This window comes from Burkholderia sp. L-4, from assembly GCF_056856535.1.
Window position 1 is genome coordinate 2,952,974 of record NZ_JBXEOX010000002.1, and the last position, 17,603, is coordinate 2,970,576.

Genomic DNA, 17,603 nt, shown 5'->3' on the forward strand with positions numbered 1-17,603 from the left:
CTTTACCCTAACCAGAGCAACCATGAACCGCCAACTTCAATTCGGATTTCGGCGTAGTGTTGACGTGCATTTGCAAACCGAAGCAACGGAATGCGGACTTGCCTGCATCAGCATGATCGCAACGTTTCATGGCTACGACACCGATCTGCCAACGTTGCGGCGACGCTTTTCGCCATCACTCAAGGGGCTGACGCTGCTCGATCTTGTCAAGATCGGCGCATCACTCGATCTTGCCGGGCGCGCGGTTCGACTGGAGCCGGAAGAGCTTCACCTGCTGCGGCTGCCGTGCATTCTGCATTGGGATTTTCGGCATTTTGTCGTCCTCGAACGAGTTGGCCGCGATCATGTGATGTTGGTTGACCCCGCGCTCGGCGCGCGGCGCATGCCGCTCAAGGAATTGTCGCTGCATTTCAGCGGCATGGCATTGGAACTCTTGCCGACGCCGGCCTTTCAGCCTCGCCGGGACAAGCAGGAAATCGGTCTGCGTTCCCTGATGGGTCGTGCAAGTGGTGTCGGGCGCGGGCTGCTCAGAATCTTCCTGCTCGCCCTTGCGCTTGAAGTCTTCACCATCGTTGCACCTTTCTATCCCGAATGGGTCACGGACCAAGCCATTACGACCGGCGATCGACACCTACTTCTGATTTTGGCGCTGGGTTTCGGGTTGGTGCTGGTGATCCATATCGCGACAGAGGCAATGCGATCGTGGGCTGTCACGACGTTCAGCACGCTCGTGAATGTGCAATGGTTGGCGAACGTGTTCAGACATCTGCTGAATCTGCCGCTCGACTATTTCGGCAAACGTCACATCGGCGATATCGTTTCCCGCTTCGATAGCGTCAACACGATCCAGCAAGCGCTGACGGTCGGCTTCGTTGAATCCGTGCTCGATGGTCTCATGTCGATCGGCACCATCATTATCATGATCGTCTACAACGCCCGGCTATCGCTTATCAGTGTGGTTGCCGTGGTGCTCTACGCGATCTTGCGCGCCTGTATTTATGGCGCACTGCGCATGTCGAACCAGAAGCAGATTGTTTTCGCCGCACGAGGCAAAAGTCTGCTCATGGAATCAGTCCGAGGCATTCAGAGCGTGCGCCTGTTTGGTAAGGCGGAGGACCGGCTAGCCCGCTGGCTGAATGTGATCGTAAGCGAGAAGAACGCCGATCTGCGAACGCGGCGGCTTCAACTGATCGCCACCACAAGCAATCATTTCATCTTCGGGCTCGAAGCGATTCTCGTAACCTACTTCGGCGCGCTTGCCGTCATTGACCGGTCGCTCTCGCTCGGGATGCTGTTCGCCTTCCTGTCCTATCGTGGGCAGTTCACCGCACGCTTTACTGCGTTGATCGACAAAGTTTACGAGCTGCGAATTCTCAAACTTCACGCGGCGCGACTGGCGGATATCGTGCTCACGAAACGGGAGCCGGATGAAGTGATGCGAGCGCCGGACGTGGATGAATTTGTGCCGACGCTCGAAGTCAAGAAATTGTCATACAGCTATTCGAAGAACGGACCGAAGATCATCGACAACCTCGATCTGCGTGTTGAGGCCGGCGAAGCTGTTGCAATTGTCGGGCCATCTGGCCAAGGCAAAACCACGTTGCTGAAACTGCTCGCAGGCTTGTTGGCACCGTATTCTGGGGAAATTATCGCGGGCGGAATACCGATTCGGCAAATGGGGCTTGCGAACTATCGTTCCCTGATCGGCGTCGTGATGCAAGAGGATCGACTGTTCGCCGGATCGATTGCCGAGAACATCAGTTTCTTCGATCCAACGCCCGACTTCGCGTGGATCACGGAATGCGCGGAAATGGCTTCCGTCAATGCTGATATTCGTGCGATGCCGATGGGCTACTACACCTATATCGGAGACATGGGGTCTGCCCTGTCCGCAGGTCAGCGGCAACGCGTGATGCTCGCACGCGCCCTTTACCGCCGTCCGAAACTGCTCCTGCTCGATGAGGCGACGAGCCATCTTGACGTGAACAACGAGCGCGCCGTGAACGCGGCGATGCGCAAGCTGAACATCACGCGGATCATTGTCGCGCACCGTCCTGAAACCATCGCAACAGCTGATCGCGTCATCGAACTTGGGCAGGTTCGGGAAACAGCATGAGAAAGAAGAATGTCGCGCTTCAGACGCTTTCATACCGTTGTGCGCTCGTTGTTGCCTGCCTCGCGGTCGCCATGCTCGTCGTTCCGCTGACGCATGCGCAACTCGATCCTTTTTCGACGCGAAGAGGACTGGAAGACGTGTCGCCCTATTTGAACCGGATGGCACGCGCTACAGGCGCCTGTAGCGACGCGAGCCTTCATTCGCCTGTTTCCCTGTATGACGCAGTCAGCCGCGCTCTGTGCAGCGATCCGACCGTGCGCGAGAGCTGGGCGAACATGGTCTTGAACGCGGCTCAGGTGGGTGTCGCAAAATCTGCGTGGTTGCCGACGCTAGACGCCAGTGGCACACGTTCGCGTACAGTTGAAACCGAAACCCTATCTGGTCCGACACTGCCTGATGCGATGGGCCGCGCATCGGATCGTTATGGCGAGTTGCGGCTCTCGTGGGTGCTCTTCGATTTCGGAAGGCGTGACGCGAATCTGGCCTACTATAACGGTCTTCTTGAGCTTTCCAAGGCGAGCCATACCGAAGCACTGCAATCTGTGTTCGAACAGGCCGCAGCGGCGTTTTACTCAGTCTGGACTGCACAAAGCACACTTGATGCTGCGGGCAACGCCGAGGCGAATGCCGAACGAAGCTTTCAGATTGCCCGGCATAAACACCTTGCAGGCGCCGGTACACTGAACGATGAATTGCAGGCAAAGGCCGCGTGGCAGGAAGCAATTTACACACGCGTGAACGCGACAGGTGCGCTCAAGGCAGCGCAGGGCACCTTGTGTCTACGCATGGGAATTCCCGTCGAAACCTCCATTGAAGTCGATGTGAGCGCGGGCGCTCAACCGGACGTGAATTTCACGTCTTCGATTGCTGATCTGCTGGCGCTCGCAAAAGCTGTCAACCCGAAGGTACGCGAGGCGCAAGCCCTGATCGAAGCTGACGACGCGAACGCGAAACTTGCACACAGGGAGGAACTGCCCACGATTTCCTTGTCCGGCTCGTTGAGCAACGACAAGTCATTAGGCGCATTTCCACGCGACACGCGCACGTACAGCAAATATGTGGGAATTCAGATCAGCATCCCGATCTTTTCAGGGTTTGGTCAGGAGTATCACCGTCAGGCATCGGAAGCTCAAGTTGATATCGACCGCGCAAGCCTGCACAAAGCCGAACTGGAAGTCGCGTCGGCAGTATGGCGCAACTATCAGGACGTGATAACGAAGACGGCCAATCTACAGGTCGCCTCTTCGACGCAGGAAAGCGCGCAGGAAGCGTACGACGTGGCGAGCAAACGCTACAGTGCCGGCGTCGGTCCCCTGCTCGATGTTCTGAACGCCCAAACTACCCTCGCAACGGCGCGACGTCAGGTCGTGCAATCTCAGGCCGATTGGCGTGTGTCGAGGCTAGTGCTGGCATTTTCGATTGGGACGCTCGACGGCGAGCGTTGGACGCCGCACGCTGAAGCGCCATGAAGATATTCGTCATCAACAACGCTACGACGGAGATTTTTCTTGCCTTCTCTGCGACTTCTTATCCGGGCCTTGCCTGTGCCAATCACTGCATCAACGTCATCCGTTGCCGGACCGATGACCAAGACGGCCACGATGCCTGAACGTCAGCTTGTCGATACGCCAGTACCGGTCGTGCAACCAGGGCGCTTGGTCGGCGCAGGCGATCAAGCGACGCAGTCGACGCGGCTTGACGCCTCCTCCAGCATCGGATGCTCGACGCACGGCGCATCGAAGGCGGAAAGACGGACGTCGGCCGGACCGCCGCCCTCGCCGCTCATACGCGGTCGATCACCCGGCACGACCGGCACGCACCGGGAAACCGACGCTCAGTCGTAGTGCTTGTTGCGCTTCTTCTTGTGCTTGTTGCCGTGATAGTGGTCGTTGGAACGGGCGTTGTTGCGCGACACGTGGCCGCCCAGCGCCGCGCCCGCGCCGCCGCCCACGGCTGCGCCGACGAGACCGCCCGCCGTACCGCCCATCGCATTGCCCGCTGCGGCGCCCGCGCCGCCGCCCAGTGCGCCGCCGACGACCGCGCCCGTGCGCTCGCGCTTGTTCGACGTGACCGCACCGCCCGCGCCGCCGCCTACCGCACCGCCGATGACCGTGCCCGTGCTGCCGCCGATCGCATTGCCGACCGCCGCGCCCGCGACGCCGCCCAACGCACCGCCCAGTGCGTTATTCGTATCGCCTGCCACGGCAGGCAACGACACCATCGCCGTCACGCCGGCCACCACTGCCATCACACCCAGTTTCTTCAGCATCTGTCCGCCCTTCTGATTTTCGAGATATCGACGGGAATTTAGCACCATTCCGTTAAGCCTATCGTAATGAAGCGTTAAATCGGGCGTGTTCCCGGCTCGAACGCCACGCGCACGGCTGCGCCTGCGCACCCGGACCGCGCTCGCGCCACGAGGCGGCGAAGCACCGAAGGGCGCGATCCTGCATTACCATCGGGCGTCCACCGCGCCTGCCCGTATCCGGCAAGCGGGCCTGCCACCTCCCTCGTTGCGCTCCGATGCTCGCTCTCGTCATCCTCGCCGGCCTCTGGGCCGGCCTGCAGAACACCCTCGCCGGCGGCGGCTCGTTCGTCACGCTGCCCGCGCTGATCGTGTCGGGCATGTCGCCGCTCGCGGCGAACATCACGTCGACGGTCGCGCTGTTTCCCGCGCAGGTCACGACCGGCTGGGCCAGCCGAAAAATGGTGCGCGGCGCGAGCAAGCTGTCGTTTCGCGCGCTGTTCGCGATCAGCGTGGTCGGCGGCGCACTCGGCGGGCTGCTGCTGCTGAAGACGCCTTCGTCGATCTTCTCGCGCCTTGTACCGTGGCTCGTGCTGTTCGCGACCATCGTGTTCGCGTGGGGCAGCTTCTTCCGGAAGCCGCGCGAAGGCGCGGCGCACCTCGGCACCGTCCCTGCCGCGATCTCGCAATTCATGATCGCGATCTACGGCGGCTACTTCGGCGGCGGACTCGGCTTCCTGATGATGGCCGTGTTGACGATGGCCGGTCTGTCGCCGCGTCACGCGATGTCGACGAAGAACGCACTCGCGGGCGTGATGAACGCATCAGCCGTCGTGCTGTTCGTGACGTCGCCGCACCTGCACTGGGGATCGGCACTCGCGCTCGGCGGCGGCGCGATCGTCGGCGGGCTGCTCGGCACGTGGGCGCTGCATCGCGTGAACGAACGCATCCTGCGGATCGGGATCGTCTGCATCGGCGTCGTGCTGACCATCGGATTGTTCGTCAAGCCGATCTGACGCACGCGCTTCCCGCCCAACGATAACGAGAGGCAGGAGAGGCGGACAACGCGTTGAGGCAAAGCCTCAAGCAACGGCACATCACGATGATCGCGCTTGGCGGCGTGATCGTGCGCGTGATGGTGTGCTACGTCGGCTCGGTGTCGATCCTGATCCTGTGCATGCCGTGGACCGACAAGGCCAACCAGAAATCGCCGCAAGTGTCGCTGTCCAACATCGCGGGCTTCACGGGTGCGGCCGTCGCGATGAAGACCGTGCTGTTCGAATCGTTCATGTCGGTGATGAACTCGTTCCTGGCGAGGATGCGTTGACGGGCGGCCGGCGTGCGCGTTCAGCCGAACGGCCGCACGCCGATCAGCGGGCCGTGCAGGAACCGCGCGAACACGGCCCAGACGACGATCCCGCCCAGCACGGCGACGATGTCGCCCGACAGCGCGCCGGCCGGGTAGCGGACGCCGTCGCGGCGATCGCGCGCACGCGACACGACGAAATCGACGATCGACCACACGAAGAACGCACCGAACAGCACGACCGCATGCACGGTGCCGTTCACGAGCAGGTGCGCCACGGCCCAGACCATCACGCCGGCCAGCATCGGGTGTCCGACGAGCGTCTTGATCCGGTTGCGCGGCACGTACGACGCGGCGATCAGCACGAACGCGACCGCGGTCAGCATGCCCGTCAGGTGGCGCACGCCGACCGGCGACACCCACAGCAGCGTCGCGCCCGAGCGGGCGATCCCGTACCCCCAGACGATCAGCACGAAGCCGACGACCGACGCGATCGAATAACCGCCCTTCCAGCCCTTCTCGCCGATCCGCTCGATCGTCGTGGAGCGCCAGCCGCCGGCGACGATCCGGATCGAGTGCACACCGAGGAAGATCGCTAAACCGAGAATCAGGACGAGCATCGACTGTCTCCGTCTGGAATGATGAGTGGGGATACGTTCCGCGCGACGTACGATGCGCCGTTCGCGGAGCCGGCGGCAAGGCCGGCGCGGGCCGCGCCCGGCGGCGCAACCCGCGCCGATCATAAACGCCGGGACTGCCGTTGTGAAGCATGCAGGATGTGCGGCGCGTCAAGCTTGACGCGTTCGTACGTCCGGTCGTGCGGGCCTGCGGCCGTACGACGCACCGGTCGCCCGGTGATGGGTACGCCTGAAAGAAAGGAAAGCGAACATCGCGCGGCTGTCGCTTCGCGCGGCCGGTATTACGTCTGCTTGCGCTTCGCCGGCGGTTTCGATGCCGGTTTCGGCGCAGGTTTCGATACGCGCGCGGCTTTCGGCACGGAGAGCGGTTCGGCCGTGGATTTCGGCGCGGATTTCGCCGCCACCGTGGATGCCGTCTTCCGCGCCGGGTTCGGCGCAGGCTTGGGCGCGGATTTCAGTGCCGCTCTCGGCGCGGCTTTCGATGCCGATTTCGATGCCGATTTCGCTGCCGTCCCGGCACCCGCCTTCGACGCCGGCTTCGGCACGGCCCTCGCCTTGCGCTTCGGCGGCCCGGCCAGCAACGCCGCACGATACGCGCCGCGGCACCAGTCGAACAGCGCACCCGCATCCTCGAGCACGTCGGCCGGCGTTTCGTAGTAGCCCTCGAGCGCGACCGTGCGCGTGGGCCTGGTATACGAGAACGGCCCCATGCCCGCCGCGACGAACGCCGGACGGTTCACGTCGTCGACACGCAGGAACAGCGACCCGCGCGACATGAAGCCGAACATCACGCCGTCGAGCCGCAACGCCGCGCCGCTGAAGAACCGGGCGACCGCGACCGTGCCGAGCGGCGCGAGCTGATACGCGATCTCCTCGCCGTGCGCCTTCTCCGCTTGCCAGCTCATGCGCGGGCCTCGCAGCGCCGCGTCCACGCATCGAGCTCGGCGTCGTCGAAACCGACGGCCGTCGCACTCTCGCGGATCTGCCGCCACGTCGCGCGGTCGACCGGGATGCCGGCGGCCCCGCGTGCGGCACGGCTGGCATCCTCCGGCTCGCCGGGCATCCGCACCGGCGCATCGCCGGCCCGCGGCGATGCCTTCGCCCACGCGACGAACGCATCGGCCTCGCGCTCGGCGTCGGCCGCGTCGAACGCGTTCGGGTCGATCAGCACCGACAGCATCCCGTTGACGATCGCGCTCGTTTTCTGCAGCGTATCGCCGTACGTCGTATGCCCGCCGACCAGCGCCCCGCCGAAGATCTCGCACATCGCCGCGAGCGCATACCCCTTGTGCAGCCCGAACGGCAGCAGCGCGCCGAACGGCTGCTCGTGCATCACGGCCGGATCGTCGGTCGGCTGGCCGCGATGGTCGATCAGCGACCCGGCCGGCACGTGCTTGCCCTGGTTGTACGCGACGCGCGTCTTGCCGTACGCGATCGCGCTCGTCGCGAAATCGAGCAGCAGCGGCGGTTTGCCCGCCCGCGGATACGCGGCGCAGAACGGGTTCGTGCCGAAGCGCGGATCGGTGCCGTGCAACGGCGCGACCAGCAGGTCGCCCGGCACGTTGACGAAATGGAACGACACGAGCCCCGAGCGCGCGCACTGCTCGGCCCAGTGCCCGATGCGGCCGAGGTGATGGACGTCGCGCAGCCCGATCGCACAGATCCCCATGCGCCGCGCACGCTCGATTCCCTCGACCATCGCCTCGAACGCGATCACCTGGCCGAAACCGCGGCCGCCGTCGATCGTCAGCACCGCGCCGCCGTCGCGCACGATCGACGCGTGCCCGTTCAGTTGCAACTGCCCTTCCCGCCACGACGCGACGTAATTCGGGATCATCCCGATCCCGTGCGAGTCGTGGCCCGCGAGATTCGCGCCGACCAGGTGATCGGCGACGAGCGCTGCCTCGCGCGCACTGCTGCCGGCCCGCTCCCAGAGTGCCGCGACGAATGCGTGCAGCGGTTCGGCGCGCATGCGCAGCGGTTCGGTAGCGGGCGTCGGCAGGACGGTCATCGGCAACACTCCATCAAGTCGGATCGGGCAATCGATGCTTCGGACGCTGCGACGCTCAGCGCGCGGTCGCGATCACGTCGGCCACGGCCGCGGTCAGCTTCTTCGCGTACGGCACATGCAGGAACTCGTTCGGGCCGTGCGCGTTCGACTTCGGCCCGAGCACGCCGCACACCATGAACTGCGCGGACGGGAAGCCTTCCTGCAGCACGTTCATCAGCGGGATCGTGCCGCCGAGGCCCATGTACGCGCAGTCGGCGCCGAAGTGGCGGCGCGACGCGGCGTCGAGCGACGACGCGAGCCACGGCGCGAGATCGGGCGCGCTCCAGCCCGTCGCGGCGCCCGCGTCCGGCTTGAACGTGACCTTCGCGTTGTACGGCGGATCGAGTTCGAGCAGTTCCTTCAGCTGCTGCACGGCCTGGGCGGCATCGACGAGCGGCGGCAGGCGCAGCGACAGCTTGAACGCGGTGCGCGGACGCAGCACGTTGCCGGCATCGGCGAGCGCCGGCATGCCGGCCGCACCCGTGACCGACAGCGACGGACGCCATGTCGAATTCAGCAGCGCCTCGCGCGGATCGGTCGTGGTCGGCAGCACCGGCTTGCCGTCCGCGCCGCACGCCCACGGCAGCCCCTTCCATACGGTGTCGCCGAGAATCGCGGCGGCCGCTTCGGCCTCGCGCACGCGGCTCGACGGAATCTCGCAATGGAACACGCCCGGCAGCAGGTTGCCGTTCTTCGCATCTTCCAGGCGCTCGAACAGCTGGCGCATCACGCGGAAGCTCGACGGCGCGATGCCGCCGTAGACACCCGAGTGGATGCCTTCTTCCAGCACCTCGACCTGCAGGTCGCCCGACACGAGGCCGCGCAGCGACGTGGTGAGCCACATCTGGTCATAGTTGCCGGCGCCCGAATCGAGACAGACGACGAGCGACACCTGGCCGAGCCGGTCGCGCAATGCATCGACGTACGGCAGCAGGTCGTAGCTGCCCGACTCCTCGCAGGTCTCGATCAGGCCGACGCAGCGCGGCCGCTCGATGCCCTGCTCGTCGAGCGCGCCGAGCGCCGCGAGGCTCGCGTAGATCGCGTAGCCGTCGTCCGCGCCGCCGCGGCCGTACAGCTTGCCGTTCTCGAGCTTCGGCGTCCACGGGCCGAGGTCCGCGCGCCAGCCGTCGAATTCGGGCTGCTTGTCGAGGTGGCCGTACAGCAGGATCGTATCGGTGCTGCCCGAGCGCGTGGCGGGCGTCTCGAAGAAGATCACCGGCGTGCGGCCCGGCAAGCGCACGATTTCGAGCGTCAGGCCCTTCACGGGCTGCCGTTCGGCCCACTGCGCGGCGTCCGTGACGACGCGCTCGAGATAGCCGCGCTTCGCCCAGTCGGGGTCGAATGCGGGACTCTTCGCGGGAATCGCGATGTAGTCGGTCAGGGCATGGAGGATTTCATCGTTCCACTTGCGCTCGACGAAGGTAACGAGCTTGTCATGGTCGAGGACGGGGGTCGTGTCGACGGAAGTCATGATGGGGGTGCCTGGATCGGGCTGACGAAAACCCAGATCATACGCCGATGCTCCCCCGCCGGCGCCCCCTCCTGGCCGTTCAGACGACCTTCGGGAACGCGTCGCGCAGCCCTGCCGCGCAGGCCAGCGCGTCGTCCCACAGGCGTCGCGTCAATGTGCCGGCATCCGCCTCGCGCGCGAGCGCCGCGGCCTCGCCCGACCACAGCAGCGAGAAATCGTCGCGGCCCTGCCGCTCGAACGCGCTACGCAGCGGATCGACCGCGGTCGTCGCGAGCGGGAACGCGGGCGCAAGGGCACTCATCGGCCCCTGTTCGCGCATGAAGCGCGTCAGCAGCCCGCGCGCGGGGCGGCCGGTATACAGGTTGGTCATGCGCGTGCCGTCGTCGCGTGCCGCGCGCACCGCCGCGCGATGCTGCGCCGACCGGCCGGCCTGCGGCGTCAGCAGGTAGGCGGTACCGATCTGCACCGCACGCGCGCCGAGCGCGAACGCGGCCGCGATGCCGCGCCCGTCGGCGATCGCACCGGTCGCGATCACCGGCGCGCGCACCGCGTCGACGATCTGCGGCAGCAACGCGAACAGGCCCGGTTGCGCATGGATGTCGTCGGTCAGGAACATCCCGCGGTGGCCGCCGGCCTCCGCGCCCTGCGCGACGATCGCGTCGACGCCGCGCGCATCGAGCCAGCGCGCCTCCGCGACGGTCGTCGCGGAAGAAACGACTCGCGCGCCCGTACGCCGCACGCGTTCGAGCAGCGTGTCGTCCGGCAACCCGAAATGGAAGCTCACGACGGCCGGCCGCCATTCCTCGACGACCGCGCACGTCGCATCGTCGAACGGCGCGCGGCCCGGGCCGCCCTTCACGCCGGCCGGATCGACTCCGGCTTCCGCGTAGTAGCCGGCGAGCGCCGCGCGCCAGCGCGCGTCGACCTCGGCGTCGGGCGCGGGCGGCGTGTGGCAGAAGAAGTTCACGTTGAACGGCGCGGGCGTGCGGGCGCGGATCGCCGCGATCTCGTCGCGCAACTGCTGCGGGCCGAGCGCCGCGCACGCGAGCGAACCGAGCCCGCCGGCTTCGCACACGGCGATCGCGAGCGGGCTCAGCGAACCGACCATCGGGGCCTGGATCAACGGCAAACGGGAAGGCAGTGTCGTCATCGGAATCCTTTTTCGCCATGCATGGTCGTCGCCACGCGGGTTGTTCTTCGTCTCGTCGCGCACAACCGGCCTGATGCCGCGTGCGCTACGTGCCGCCGCGATCCATGCCGCGCCGGTATGCGGCCGGGCTGGTCGCCGCGACGCGCCGGAAATGCCGGCGCAACGATTCCTCCGAGCCGAACCCCGCGCGCGCCGCGACCTGCGCGAGCGGCAGCGCGGGCTGCGCCTCGAGCATGTCCTTCGCGACGTTCACGCGCTCGCGGATCAGCCACGTGAGCGGCGACATCCCCGTCGCATCCGCGAACTGGCGCTGCAGCGTGCGCGTGCTCATCGCGGCCTGCGCGGCGAGCGATGCCAGCGTGTGCGGCTCGGCCGCATGGGCGCGCATCCAGTCGATCAGCTTCGCGAGCCGGTCGGTGCCGCCCGGCGCGACCGGGCGCGGCACGAATTGCGCCTGCCCGCCATCGCGGTGCGGCGGCAGCACGAGGCGCTGCGCGACCCGGTTCGCGATCGCGCCGCCGTGGTCGCGCCGCACCAGATGCAGCAGCATGTCGAGCCCCGCCGCCGAACCGGCCGACGTGACGATCTGCCCTTCGTCGACGTACAGCGCATCGGGATTCACGCGCAGCGCCGGATAGCGCGCCTGCAGGCGTTCCGCGTAACGCCAGTGGGTGGTCACCGTGAGCCCGTCGAGCACGCCGGCCGCCGCGAGCACGAACACGCCCGAACAGATCGAGCAGAGCCGCGCGCCGCGCCGATGCGCGGCCCGCAGCTTCTTCAGCAACGGCTCGGGCGGCCGTTCGTCCGGATCGCGCCAGCCGGGAATCACGATGGTGTCCGCGCGATCGAGCATCGCGAGCCGGTACGGCGCGGCGACCGTGATGCCGCCCGCCGCGCGCACCGGCCCAGGCTCGCTGGCGCATACCGCGAAGCGATACCAGTCGACGCCGAGTTCCGGGCGCTCGAGCGCGAACAGTTCGACCACGCAGCCGAATTCGAATGTGCAGAGGCGATCGTAGGCGAGCGCGACGACGAGATGATCATGCATGGCGCAATGTTACCGGAACTTGTCGATCGCGCCACTGCCGCAAAGCGGGCCGAACCGCGATACTGCCTCTCATCCCGGCGCGCTCCGCGCCCCTTCCACCCGGAGAACCTGCCCATGTCCTACGTCACCGACGTGCCCGCCGCCGACAGCCCCGCCGCCCTCGCCCATTTCGAGGCGTCGCTGCGATTCGAGACCGATTGCTGGGACGTGCACGACGCGCTCGCGTCCGGGGCACCCGACTTCGTGCTGCTCGACGTGCGCGGCCCCGACCAGTTCGCCGCCGGCCACGTGCCCGGCGCACGCAACCTGCCGCGCCGCAAGATCATCGAGAGCAAGCTCGCCGGCTATCCGGCCGGTACGCTGTTCGTCGTCTACTGCGCGGGCCCGCACTGCAACGGCGCCGCACGCGCGGCGATCCAGCTGGCGCGCCTCGGCCGGCCGGTCAAGCTGATGATCGGCGGCGTGACGGGCTGGCGCGACGAAGGTTTCGCGTTGAGCAACGAAGTGCAGCCGATCGGCGCCGAAGCCGACTGATCGTCATTAAAAACGCAACAATCAATTGCCAGCACACGAACGAAAAAAGCGCGACAATCAGCCACATTGCAGTTCGGACGGAGCAGCACCATGCATGATGCAGTCCTGATTCAAGTGGCCGGTTCAGTCGCCGCGATCGCGATCTATTTTCTGCCGGCCGTCATTGCCGACCGGCGCGGCCGGCACGACAAGCTGACGATCGCGATGTTCAACGCGCTGTTCGCATGGACCGGCATCGGCTGGCTGATGACGCTGTACTGGGCGTGCCAGCCGAACCCGCGTACCGACGTCGCACAGACGATCCTCGCGAAGCGCCGCGGCGTCAGCATGCGGACGTTCTCGTCCGGCCTCGTCGAACGCGTGCAGCGCCGCGTCGCGGCCCAGGAGCAATGGGCCGAGAAGCAAGGCTGCCGTTAAGTCCCTTTTTCCCTTTCACCGTGCCGCGTCGAACTTCGGCATCCTGACGTTGGTCGACGCGCGGTAAGTCCAGTGCAGTCCCTCGTGCGGCGGCCAGCCGCCTGCGCGCAAGCACGCCCCGAACGCCCCCGCCGTCACCGCCCGCGCGATCCGCTCGCCCGGGCACGCGTGCGGCCCCGTGCCGAAGCCGAAATTCGGCCCCGCCGCGCGGCCGGGCATCAGCCGGTGCGGTTCGCGATGCACGGCCGGGTCGCGGTTCGCCGCGGCGAGCACGACGAGGATCGCGTCGCCGGCTTCGACGGTCGCGCCGTCGATCGTCGTGCGCGCCGCGACGAAGCGGCGCGTGTTCTGCACCGGTGAATCGAAGCGCCCGACTTCGGCGACGAAGGCGTCGAGCGCCGTGTCGTCCGGCACGGCGCGCGCGGCATGGGCTTCCCCGTGCCATGCCACCAGCGTGTTGCCGAGCCACGCGGCCGTCGCTTCACAGGTCTGCGACAACAACCCGACGAGATTCGCCACCAGCGCGCCGCTTGCCTGCCAGCCCGACGCGCGCGCTGCCTGCTGCACGGCGGCGACGAGCGTGCCGTCGTGCGCACGCGTCTGCGCGACGCGCTCGGTCATCCGGTCGAGCAATTGCCGCGCGCCTTCGCTTGCGCGCGCCAGCGCCGCGGCATCCGACAACGGCGACAGCGCGGCGACGAAGTCGACGACCCGCGCCGCGATGTCGTCCAGCTGCGCTTCGTCGAAGCCGAGCAGATCGGCAACCGCACACACGGGCACGGTCATGCACCATGTATTCAGCGCGTCGGCGTCGCCAGGCGCCGGCAACCGTCGCGCGGCAAGCTGCGCCGCGCGAGCGCGCAGCGCCTCCGTGTCGATCGGTGCGAACGCCGCGCGCAACGCCTGCTTCGGTACGTCGTGCCGCGACGCGCCGTCGTTCATGCGCACCAGCTCGCCGAACAGCGCGCCGGCCGTCGTGCCGCGCAACGCGGGCGGCACCGGCATGTCCAGCGGGCGTACGCGGCAGGCCGGATGGCCGAGCACGGCCGTCACGGTCGACGCGCAGCTCGCGACCCACAGGCCGAGCGCGGCGTCGAACGCGAGCGGCGGCCCGTCGACGAGCGTCGCATAGTAGGGATAGGGATCGCGGTGCGTCACCGCTGCAATGGGATCGGTCGGGTTCATGCGCTCAGTATCGATGGCGTGCACCGCCGCATGTTTCGGGTTCACGTGAAATGTCGCGGCACGGGCGCCACGCGCCGCGGCCTCGCAACGCGAGGCAAGGCAACGGTCAGGCGGCCGACCGGTCGCGGTGCGACTGCATGCGCATCCGGACGCGCCCGGCCGAAATCGCGCGCGGCTCGGGCAGCACCGTGTCGTGATGGAACATTTCCTGCCGGAATTCGCCGTTTTCGTCGAACCACTGGCAGATCAGCCAGTCGCCGTCGTCGAACACGACCGGCCCCGCATAGGTGACGGTCATGCGCGGCCCGCCCGTTTTCAGCGTCACGACATCGCCGACGCGAAACCTGACGCGCTGATTTTCTCGGATCGTCATCGCTCTCTCGGATTTTATATATTGATATTCCCGGCGGCCCGCCAACCGGTCATTTGAATGTGCCGCAGATTATCAATCAAAAAAACGGCCGGCAACTGCCGCACACGAAAATACATTGATCGAGAAAATGCAACGATACGCGCCATCGACACGCGCGGCGGGCCGCCGATCGCCCGATCCAGCGCGGCCTGCACGGCGGATCGGGGCAACCGGGGGAAATGCGGAGAATAAACGATGGTTTTCGCGCCGTCATCGACGGTTAATTCAGACGCGAAATAGGTTGATTATTGTCAATCGACGTTTCCGCTGGAAACGATCCCATGTTTAATTGGCCGTCATTCTCCGAACAAAACCGGCGAATTATCGGGTGCCGCAAACCAGCGGTTGATGTCGCGCCCCGGCACGGCCGCCTGTGCGAACGTAAACGTGCCGTCGCGCGCCATCTCGGTCGCGGCGCGCAGGAACGCGCCGAGCGCGGCCCGCGCCAGCGCGCCGCCGACGCTGACGCGCTTCACGCCGAGCGCCGCGAGTTCGTCCAGGCTCAGCAAGCCGCCCTGCAGCCCCATCACGACGTTCACCGGCGCGCCGACCGCCCGCGTCACGGCCGCGATTTCGTCGGCGTCGGTGATGCCCGGCGCATACAGCACGTCGGCGCCCGCGTCACGATAGGCGACGAGCCGGGCAATCGTGTCGTCGAGATCGCGGCGGTCGTGCAGGTAGTTTTCGCAGCGCGCGGTCAAGGTGAACGGAAACGGCAGCGCGCGCGCCGCGTCGACGGCCGCCGCGATGCGCTCGACCGCCGCGCCGCGCGGGTAGATCGGCGCGTCGGCGCGGCCCGTCGCGTCCTCGATCGAGCCGCCGACCGCGCCGGCCTCGGCCGCCAGCCGGATCGTTTCGGCCACCGTGTCGGGTGCATCGCCGAAGCCGTTCTCGAGATCGGCGCTCACCGGCAGGCCGCCCGCGGCGACGAGATCGGCAATGTGGTCGAGCATCGCGTCGCGGTCGATCGCGTTGTCGGGCTGCCCTTTCGAAAACGCGTAGCCGGCGCTCGTCGTGGCAAGCGCCTCGAAACCGGCCATCGCCAGCAGGCGCGCGGTGCCGGCGTCCCACGGGTTCGGGATGATGAACGCGCCGGGGCGCGTGTGCAGCGAACGGAAAACTTCGGCGTGGCGCGCCTGCAAGTCGGAACGGGTCATCGTGGACTCCCGGATGGTGATGACGGGTGAGCTTACGCCGGTCGTGCGCGCGACGTTTCAGCGATGGCCGAAATGTCGTCGCGCGACCGGAAAAAAACCGACGCGCGGGACGCGCGCCGGCAGCCGGCGCTTACGTCGATGCAGCCGGCCCGCCGTCGATGCCGAGCAACACGTCGGCGACGGCCTCGGAGAACTGCATCGTGCGGCCGTCGATCAGCACGGCGTCCGGATGCGACTGATCGCGCACCGCCTGCGGCACGCCATGTGCGATCAGCACGCGTGCGCACGCTTCCCAGTCGGGTACGTCGACGCCCTCCGGTTCGTTGACGGACGCCCAGGACAACGTGCCGAGCGCGTCGCTCCCGAATCCGTGCGGCTCGCGCCAGCTTGCGCCGTGCGCGAGCAGGAACGCCAGCAGATCGGCATCGCCGCGGAACACCGCGTGATTGAGCGCGCTCGCGTCCCAGTCACCGCCGCGCACGGCAATCGGCCAGCCCAGCTCGACCATGACCTTCACCGCGTCGCGCGACCCCCATGCGGCGGCATCCGGCAGTTGTCGCAGCCGGTCCTCGGTCAGCGCGCCGGGCAGTTCCGGATGGCGCGCCCGGATACGCCGCGCGGTGTCGGCGTCGGCACGCGCACAGGCCGCCACGAATGCGTCGTCCGGGCCGAGCGCCTCTTCCGCGCCGGCTGCGCGCAGCAGCGCCGCGACGTCGGTCAAGCCGGCCTGCATCGCCAGCCGGTACGCACTGACGCCCGCCGGCGTGCACGCGCGCGGATCGGCGCCGGCCGCCAGCAGCGCGGCGACATGGCGCCGAGCAGCGCACGCCGATCGCGCGCAGCAACGGCGCGCCCCAGGTCCGCGCGAGGCCCGCGCCGGGCGGCTCGTTCGCGTCGCCGCCATGCGCGAGCAGCAGTTCGAGCGCCGCCGCGTCGCGCATGTCGAACGCGCGCCGCAACGCATTCGTGCCGCCCACTTGCGCGCCGTGCTCGAGCAGCACGCGCGTGCAGGCCGGATTCTCCAGCGAGTGATACAGCGATTCGCCGTCGTTCGGGTCGGCGCCGGCTTCCAGCAACATCGCCGTGAGCGCCGGATCACGATTGACGCCCGCGGCGCCGTACAGCGCCGACAGTGGCGCCGACTCGTCGGGCTTGGCAAGCGAAGCCGGCGGAAACCGGTTGCCGATCCGCTGGTTCGGATCCGCGCCTGCATCGAGCAGATGACGCGCGCAGTCGCGCAGCCCGATGGCGAACGCCGGAATCCGCCCGAGCCGCGAATGCGTGACGGCGACCAGCGGCGGCAGCTTGAACGCACCGCCGGCGCGCGCGATCCAGCCGGGATCGGCGGCCAGCGCCGCCTTCACCGCGTCGAGATCGCCCGCCGCGCATGCGATGGCCGGATCGGCCGACACGAGATCGGGATGGTCGAGCAACAATTGCGCGGCGACACGCGGCCGGGGCGCATCGACGCCGCCGGTCACCTCACCGCCGTAGGCGAGGTGGAGCCAGCGCCGGATCAGCGCCGACCGCGGTTGCCGCGCGAGCGCGCGCATTTCGACGAACGCGCCGAGATCGGCCCACGACGCGAAGCCGTACTCGCGCGCGATGCAGGACTGCGCGTCGTGCAGGCGGAGCCCGAGCGCGCGTGTTTCGTCGTGCGTGCGGTTCGCGGCGGCGGGGAGCGACCGGACAAAGCGCGCGACGGCACCGGCGTCGCCCTGCCGGTACAGGCGCAACAATGCCTTGGCCTGCTTTTTCAGATGATCGGGATGGGCGTTGGGAGGCAGCGTGTTCATGCGGATCCTCGTGCATGGATGGCCGAAGGTCCGCAATACCGCCAGCACAAAGGATGGGGAAACCTCGAGTGGATGCGA

Annotated in this window: 18 protein-coding genes and 1 pseudogene; 7 read left to right on the plus strand and 12 right to left on the minus strand. The window is 67.3% G+C overall.

Annotated features, from left to right (window positions below; genetic code table 11):
* The first annotated feature begins 22 nt into the window (after nt 1-22).
* From AC1VVG_RS30175 to AC1VVG_RS30185, 3 genes are read left to right on the plus strand one after another with little or no spacing between them, the layout of a single operon-like run.
* The gene (locus AC1VVG_RS30175) at nt 23-2,116 is read left to right on the plus strand and encodes a peptidase domain-containing ABC transporter (RefSeq protein WP_034189359.1); all 2,094 of its coding nucleotides are present in this window, start codon (nt 23-25) and stop codon (nt 2,114-2,116) included.
* Complete coding sequence (locus tag AC1VVG_RS30180; RefSeq protein WP_080287874.1) at nt 2,113-3,585, plus strand: TolC family protein; 1,473 nt, start codon at nt 2,113-2,115, stop codon at nt 3,583-3,585. Before AC1VVG_RS30175 ends, AC1VVG_RS30180 begins: the two co-directional genes overlap by 4 nt.
* The gene (locus tag AC1VVG_RS30185; protein WP_185733089.1) at nt 3,582-3,725 is read left to right on the plus strand and encodes a hypothetical protein; all 144 of its coding nucleotides are present in this window, start codon (nt 3,582-3,584) and stop codon (nt 3,723-3,725) included. Before AC1VVG_RS30180 ends, AC1VVG_RS30185 begins: the two co-directional genes overlap by 4 nt.
* A gap of 225 nt (nt 3,726-3,950) precedes the next feature.
* On the opposite strand, the gene AC1VVG_RS30190 is transcribed toward AC1VVG_RS30185, so the two are convergent.
* Nucleotides 3,951-4,385, minus strand: coding sequence for a hypothetical protein (locus tag AC1VVG_RS30190; RefSeq protein ID WP_034189357.1), 435 nt, complete (start codon nt 4,383-4,385; stop codon nt 3,951-3,953).
* Between the two features lie 254 nt (nt 4,386-4,639).
* Between AC1VVG_RS30190 and AC1VVG_RS30195 the strand changes: the two genes are divergently transcribed.
* Together AC1VVG_RS30195 and AC1VVG_RS30200 are read left to right on the plus strand one after the other, a co-directional pair.
* Nucleotides 4,640-5,377, plus strand: a complete 738-nt coding sequence (locus AC1VVG_RS30195; protein WP_482837146.1) for a sulfite exporter TauE/SafE family protein — start codon at nt 4,640-4,642, stop codon at nt 5,375-5,377.
* Nucleotides 5,378-5,430: 53 nt separating this feature from the next.
* Nucleotides 5,431-5,688, plus strand: a complete 258-nt coding sequence (locus AC1VVG_RS30200; RefSeq protein ID WP_482837148.1) for a hypothetical protein — start codon at nt 5,431-5,433, stop codon at nt 5,686-5,688.
* Nucleotides 5,689-5,708: 20 nt separating this feature from the next.
* Here the strand turns inward: AC1VVG_RS30200 and AC1VVG_RS30205 are convergent, their stop codons facing one another.
* From AC1VVG_RS30205 to ftrA, 6 genes are all read right to left on the minus strand, one after another.
* Nucleotides 5,709-6,287: an NnrU family protein gene (locus AC1VVG_RS30205; RefSeq protein ID WP_059556818.1), complete on the minus strand. Its 579-nt coding sequence runs from the start codon at nt 6,285-6,287 to the stop codon at nt 5,709-5,711.
* Between the two features lie 299 nt (nt 6,288-6,586).
* Nucleotides 6,587-7,210 (minus strand): TfoX/Sxy family protein, encoded by a 624-nt coding sequence (locus AC1VVG_RS30210; protein WP_482837150.1) that lies wholly within the window; start codon nt 7,208-7,210, stop codon nt 6,587-6,589.
* Nucleotides 7,207-8,316 (minus strand): malate/lactate/ureidoglycolate dehydrogenase, encoded by a 1,110-nt coding sequence (locus AC1VVG_RS30215; protein WP_482837151.1) that lies wholly within the window; start codon nt 8,314-8,316, stop codon nt 7,207-7,209. The genes AC1VVG_RS30210 and AC1VVG_RS30215 overlap by 4 nt, the downstream gene beginning before the upstream one ends.
* A 55-nt stretch (nt 8,317-8,371) precedes the next feature.
* Nucleotides 8,372-9,826 carry a M20 family metallopeptidase gene (locus AC1VVG_RS30220; RefSeq protein ID WP_034189352.1) on the minus strand — a complete coding sequence of 485 codons (1,455 nt, stop codon included), beginning with the start codon at nt 9,824-9,826 and terminating at the stop codon, nt 8,372-8,374.
* Between the two features lie 79 nt (nt 9,827-9,905).
* The gene (locus AC1VVG_RS30225; protein ID WP_482837152.1) at nt 9,906-10,976 is read right to left on the minus strand and encodes an NAD(P)H-dependent flavin oxidoreductase; all 1,071 of its coding nucleotides are present in this window, start codon (nt 10,974-10,976) and stop codon (nt 9,906-9,908) included.
* An 85-nt stretch (nt 10,977-11,061) separates the two neighbouring features.
* On the minus strand, nt 11,062-12,024 hold the full coding sequence (ftrA, locus tag AC1VVG_RS30230; protein WP_034189351.1) for a transcriptional regulator FtrA: 963 nt from the start codon (nt 12,022-12,024) through the stop codon (nt 11,062-11,064).
* 114 nt (nt 12,025-12,138) lie between these two features.
* On the opposite strand from ftrA, the gene AC1VVG_RS30235 reads away from it, so the two are divergent.
* Nucleotides 12,139-12,558 carry a rhodanese-like domain-containing protein gene (locus tag AC1VVG_RS30235; protein ID WP_049032816.1) on the plus strand — a complete coding sequence of 140 codons (420 nt, stop codon included), beginning with the start codon at nt 12,139-12,141 and terminating at the stop codon, nt 12,556-12,558.
* A 90-nt stretch (nt 12,559-12,648) separates the two neighbouring features.
* The gene (locus tag AC1VVG_RS30240; protein ID WP_034189349.1) at nt 12,649-12,975 is read left to right on the plus strand and encodes a superinfection immunity protein; all 327 of its coding nucleotides are present in this window, start codon (nt 12,649-12,651) and stop codon (nt 12,973-12,975) included.
* A 15-nt stretch (nt 12,976-12,990) separates the two neighbouring features.
* Here AC1VVG_RS30240 and AC1VVG_RS30245 read toward each other — a convergent pair whose 3' ends face one another.
* The 5 genes and pseudogenes from AC1VVG_RS30245 to AC1VVG_RS30265 form a co-directional block, all read right to left on the minus strand.
* On the minus strand, nt 12,991-14,160 hold the full coding sequence (locus AC1VVG_RS30245) for a cytochrome P450 (RefSeq protein WP_482837154.1): 1,170 nt from the start codon (nt 14,158-14,160) through the stop codon (nt 12,991-12,993).
* Nucleotides 14,161-14,266: 106 nt separating this feature from the next.
* Nucleotides 14,267-14,533, minus strand: a complete 267-nt coding sequence (locus tag AC1VVG_RS30250) for a YodC family protein (RefSeq protein ID WP_049032821.1) — start codon at nt 14,531-14,533, stop codon at nt 14,267-14,269.
* Between the two features lie 14 nt (nt 14,534-14,547).
* On the minus strand, nt 14,548-14,727 hold the full coding sequence (locus AC1VVG_RS30255) for a hypothetical protein (RefSeq protein WP_482837155.1): 180 nt from the start codon (nt 14,725-14,727) through the stop codon (nt 14,548-14,550).
* A gap of 141 nt (nt 14,728-14,868) precedes the next feature.
* On the minus strand, nt 14,869-15,729 hold the full coding sequence (locus AC1VVG_RS30260; protein WP_034189346.1) for an isocitrate lyase/PEP mutase family protein: 861 nt from the start codon (nt 15,727-15,729) through the stop codon (nt 14,869-14,871).
* A gap of 130 nt (nt 15,730-15,859) precedes the next feature.
* Nucleotides 15,860-17,525: pseudogene (locus AC1VVG_RS30265) on the minus strand (hypothetical protein).
* Nucleotides 17,526-17,603 lie beyond the last annotated feature (78 nt).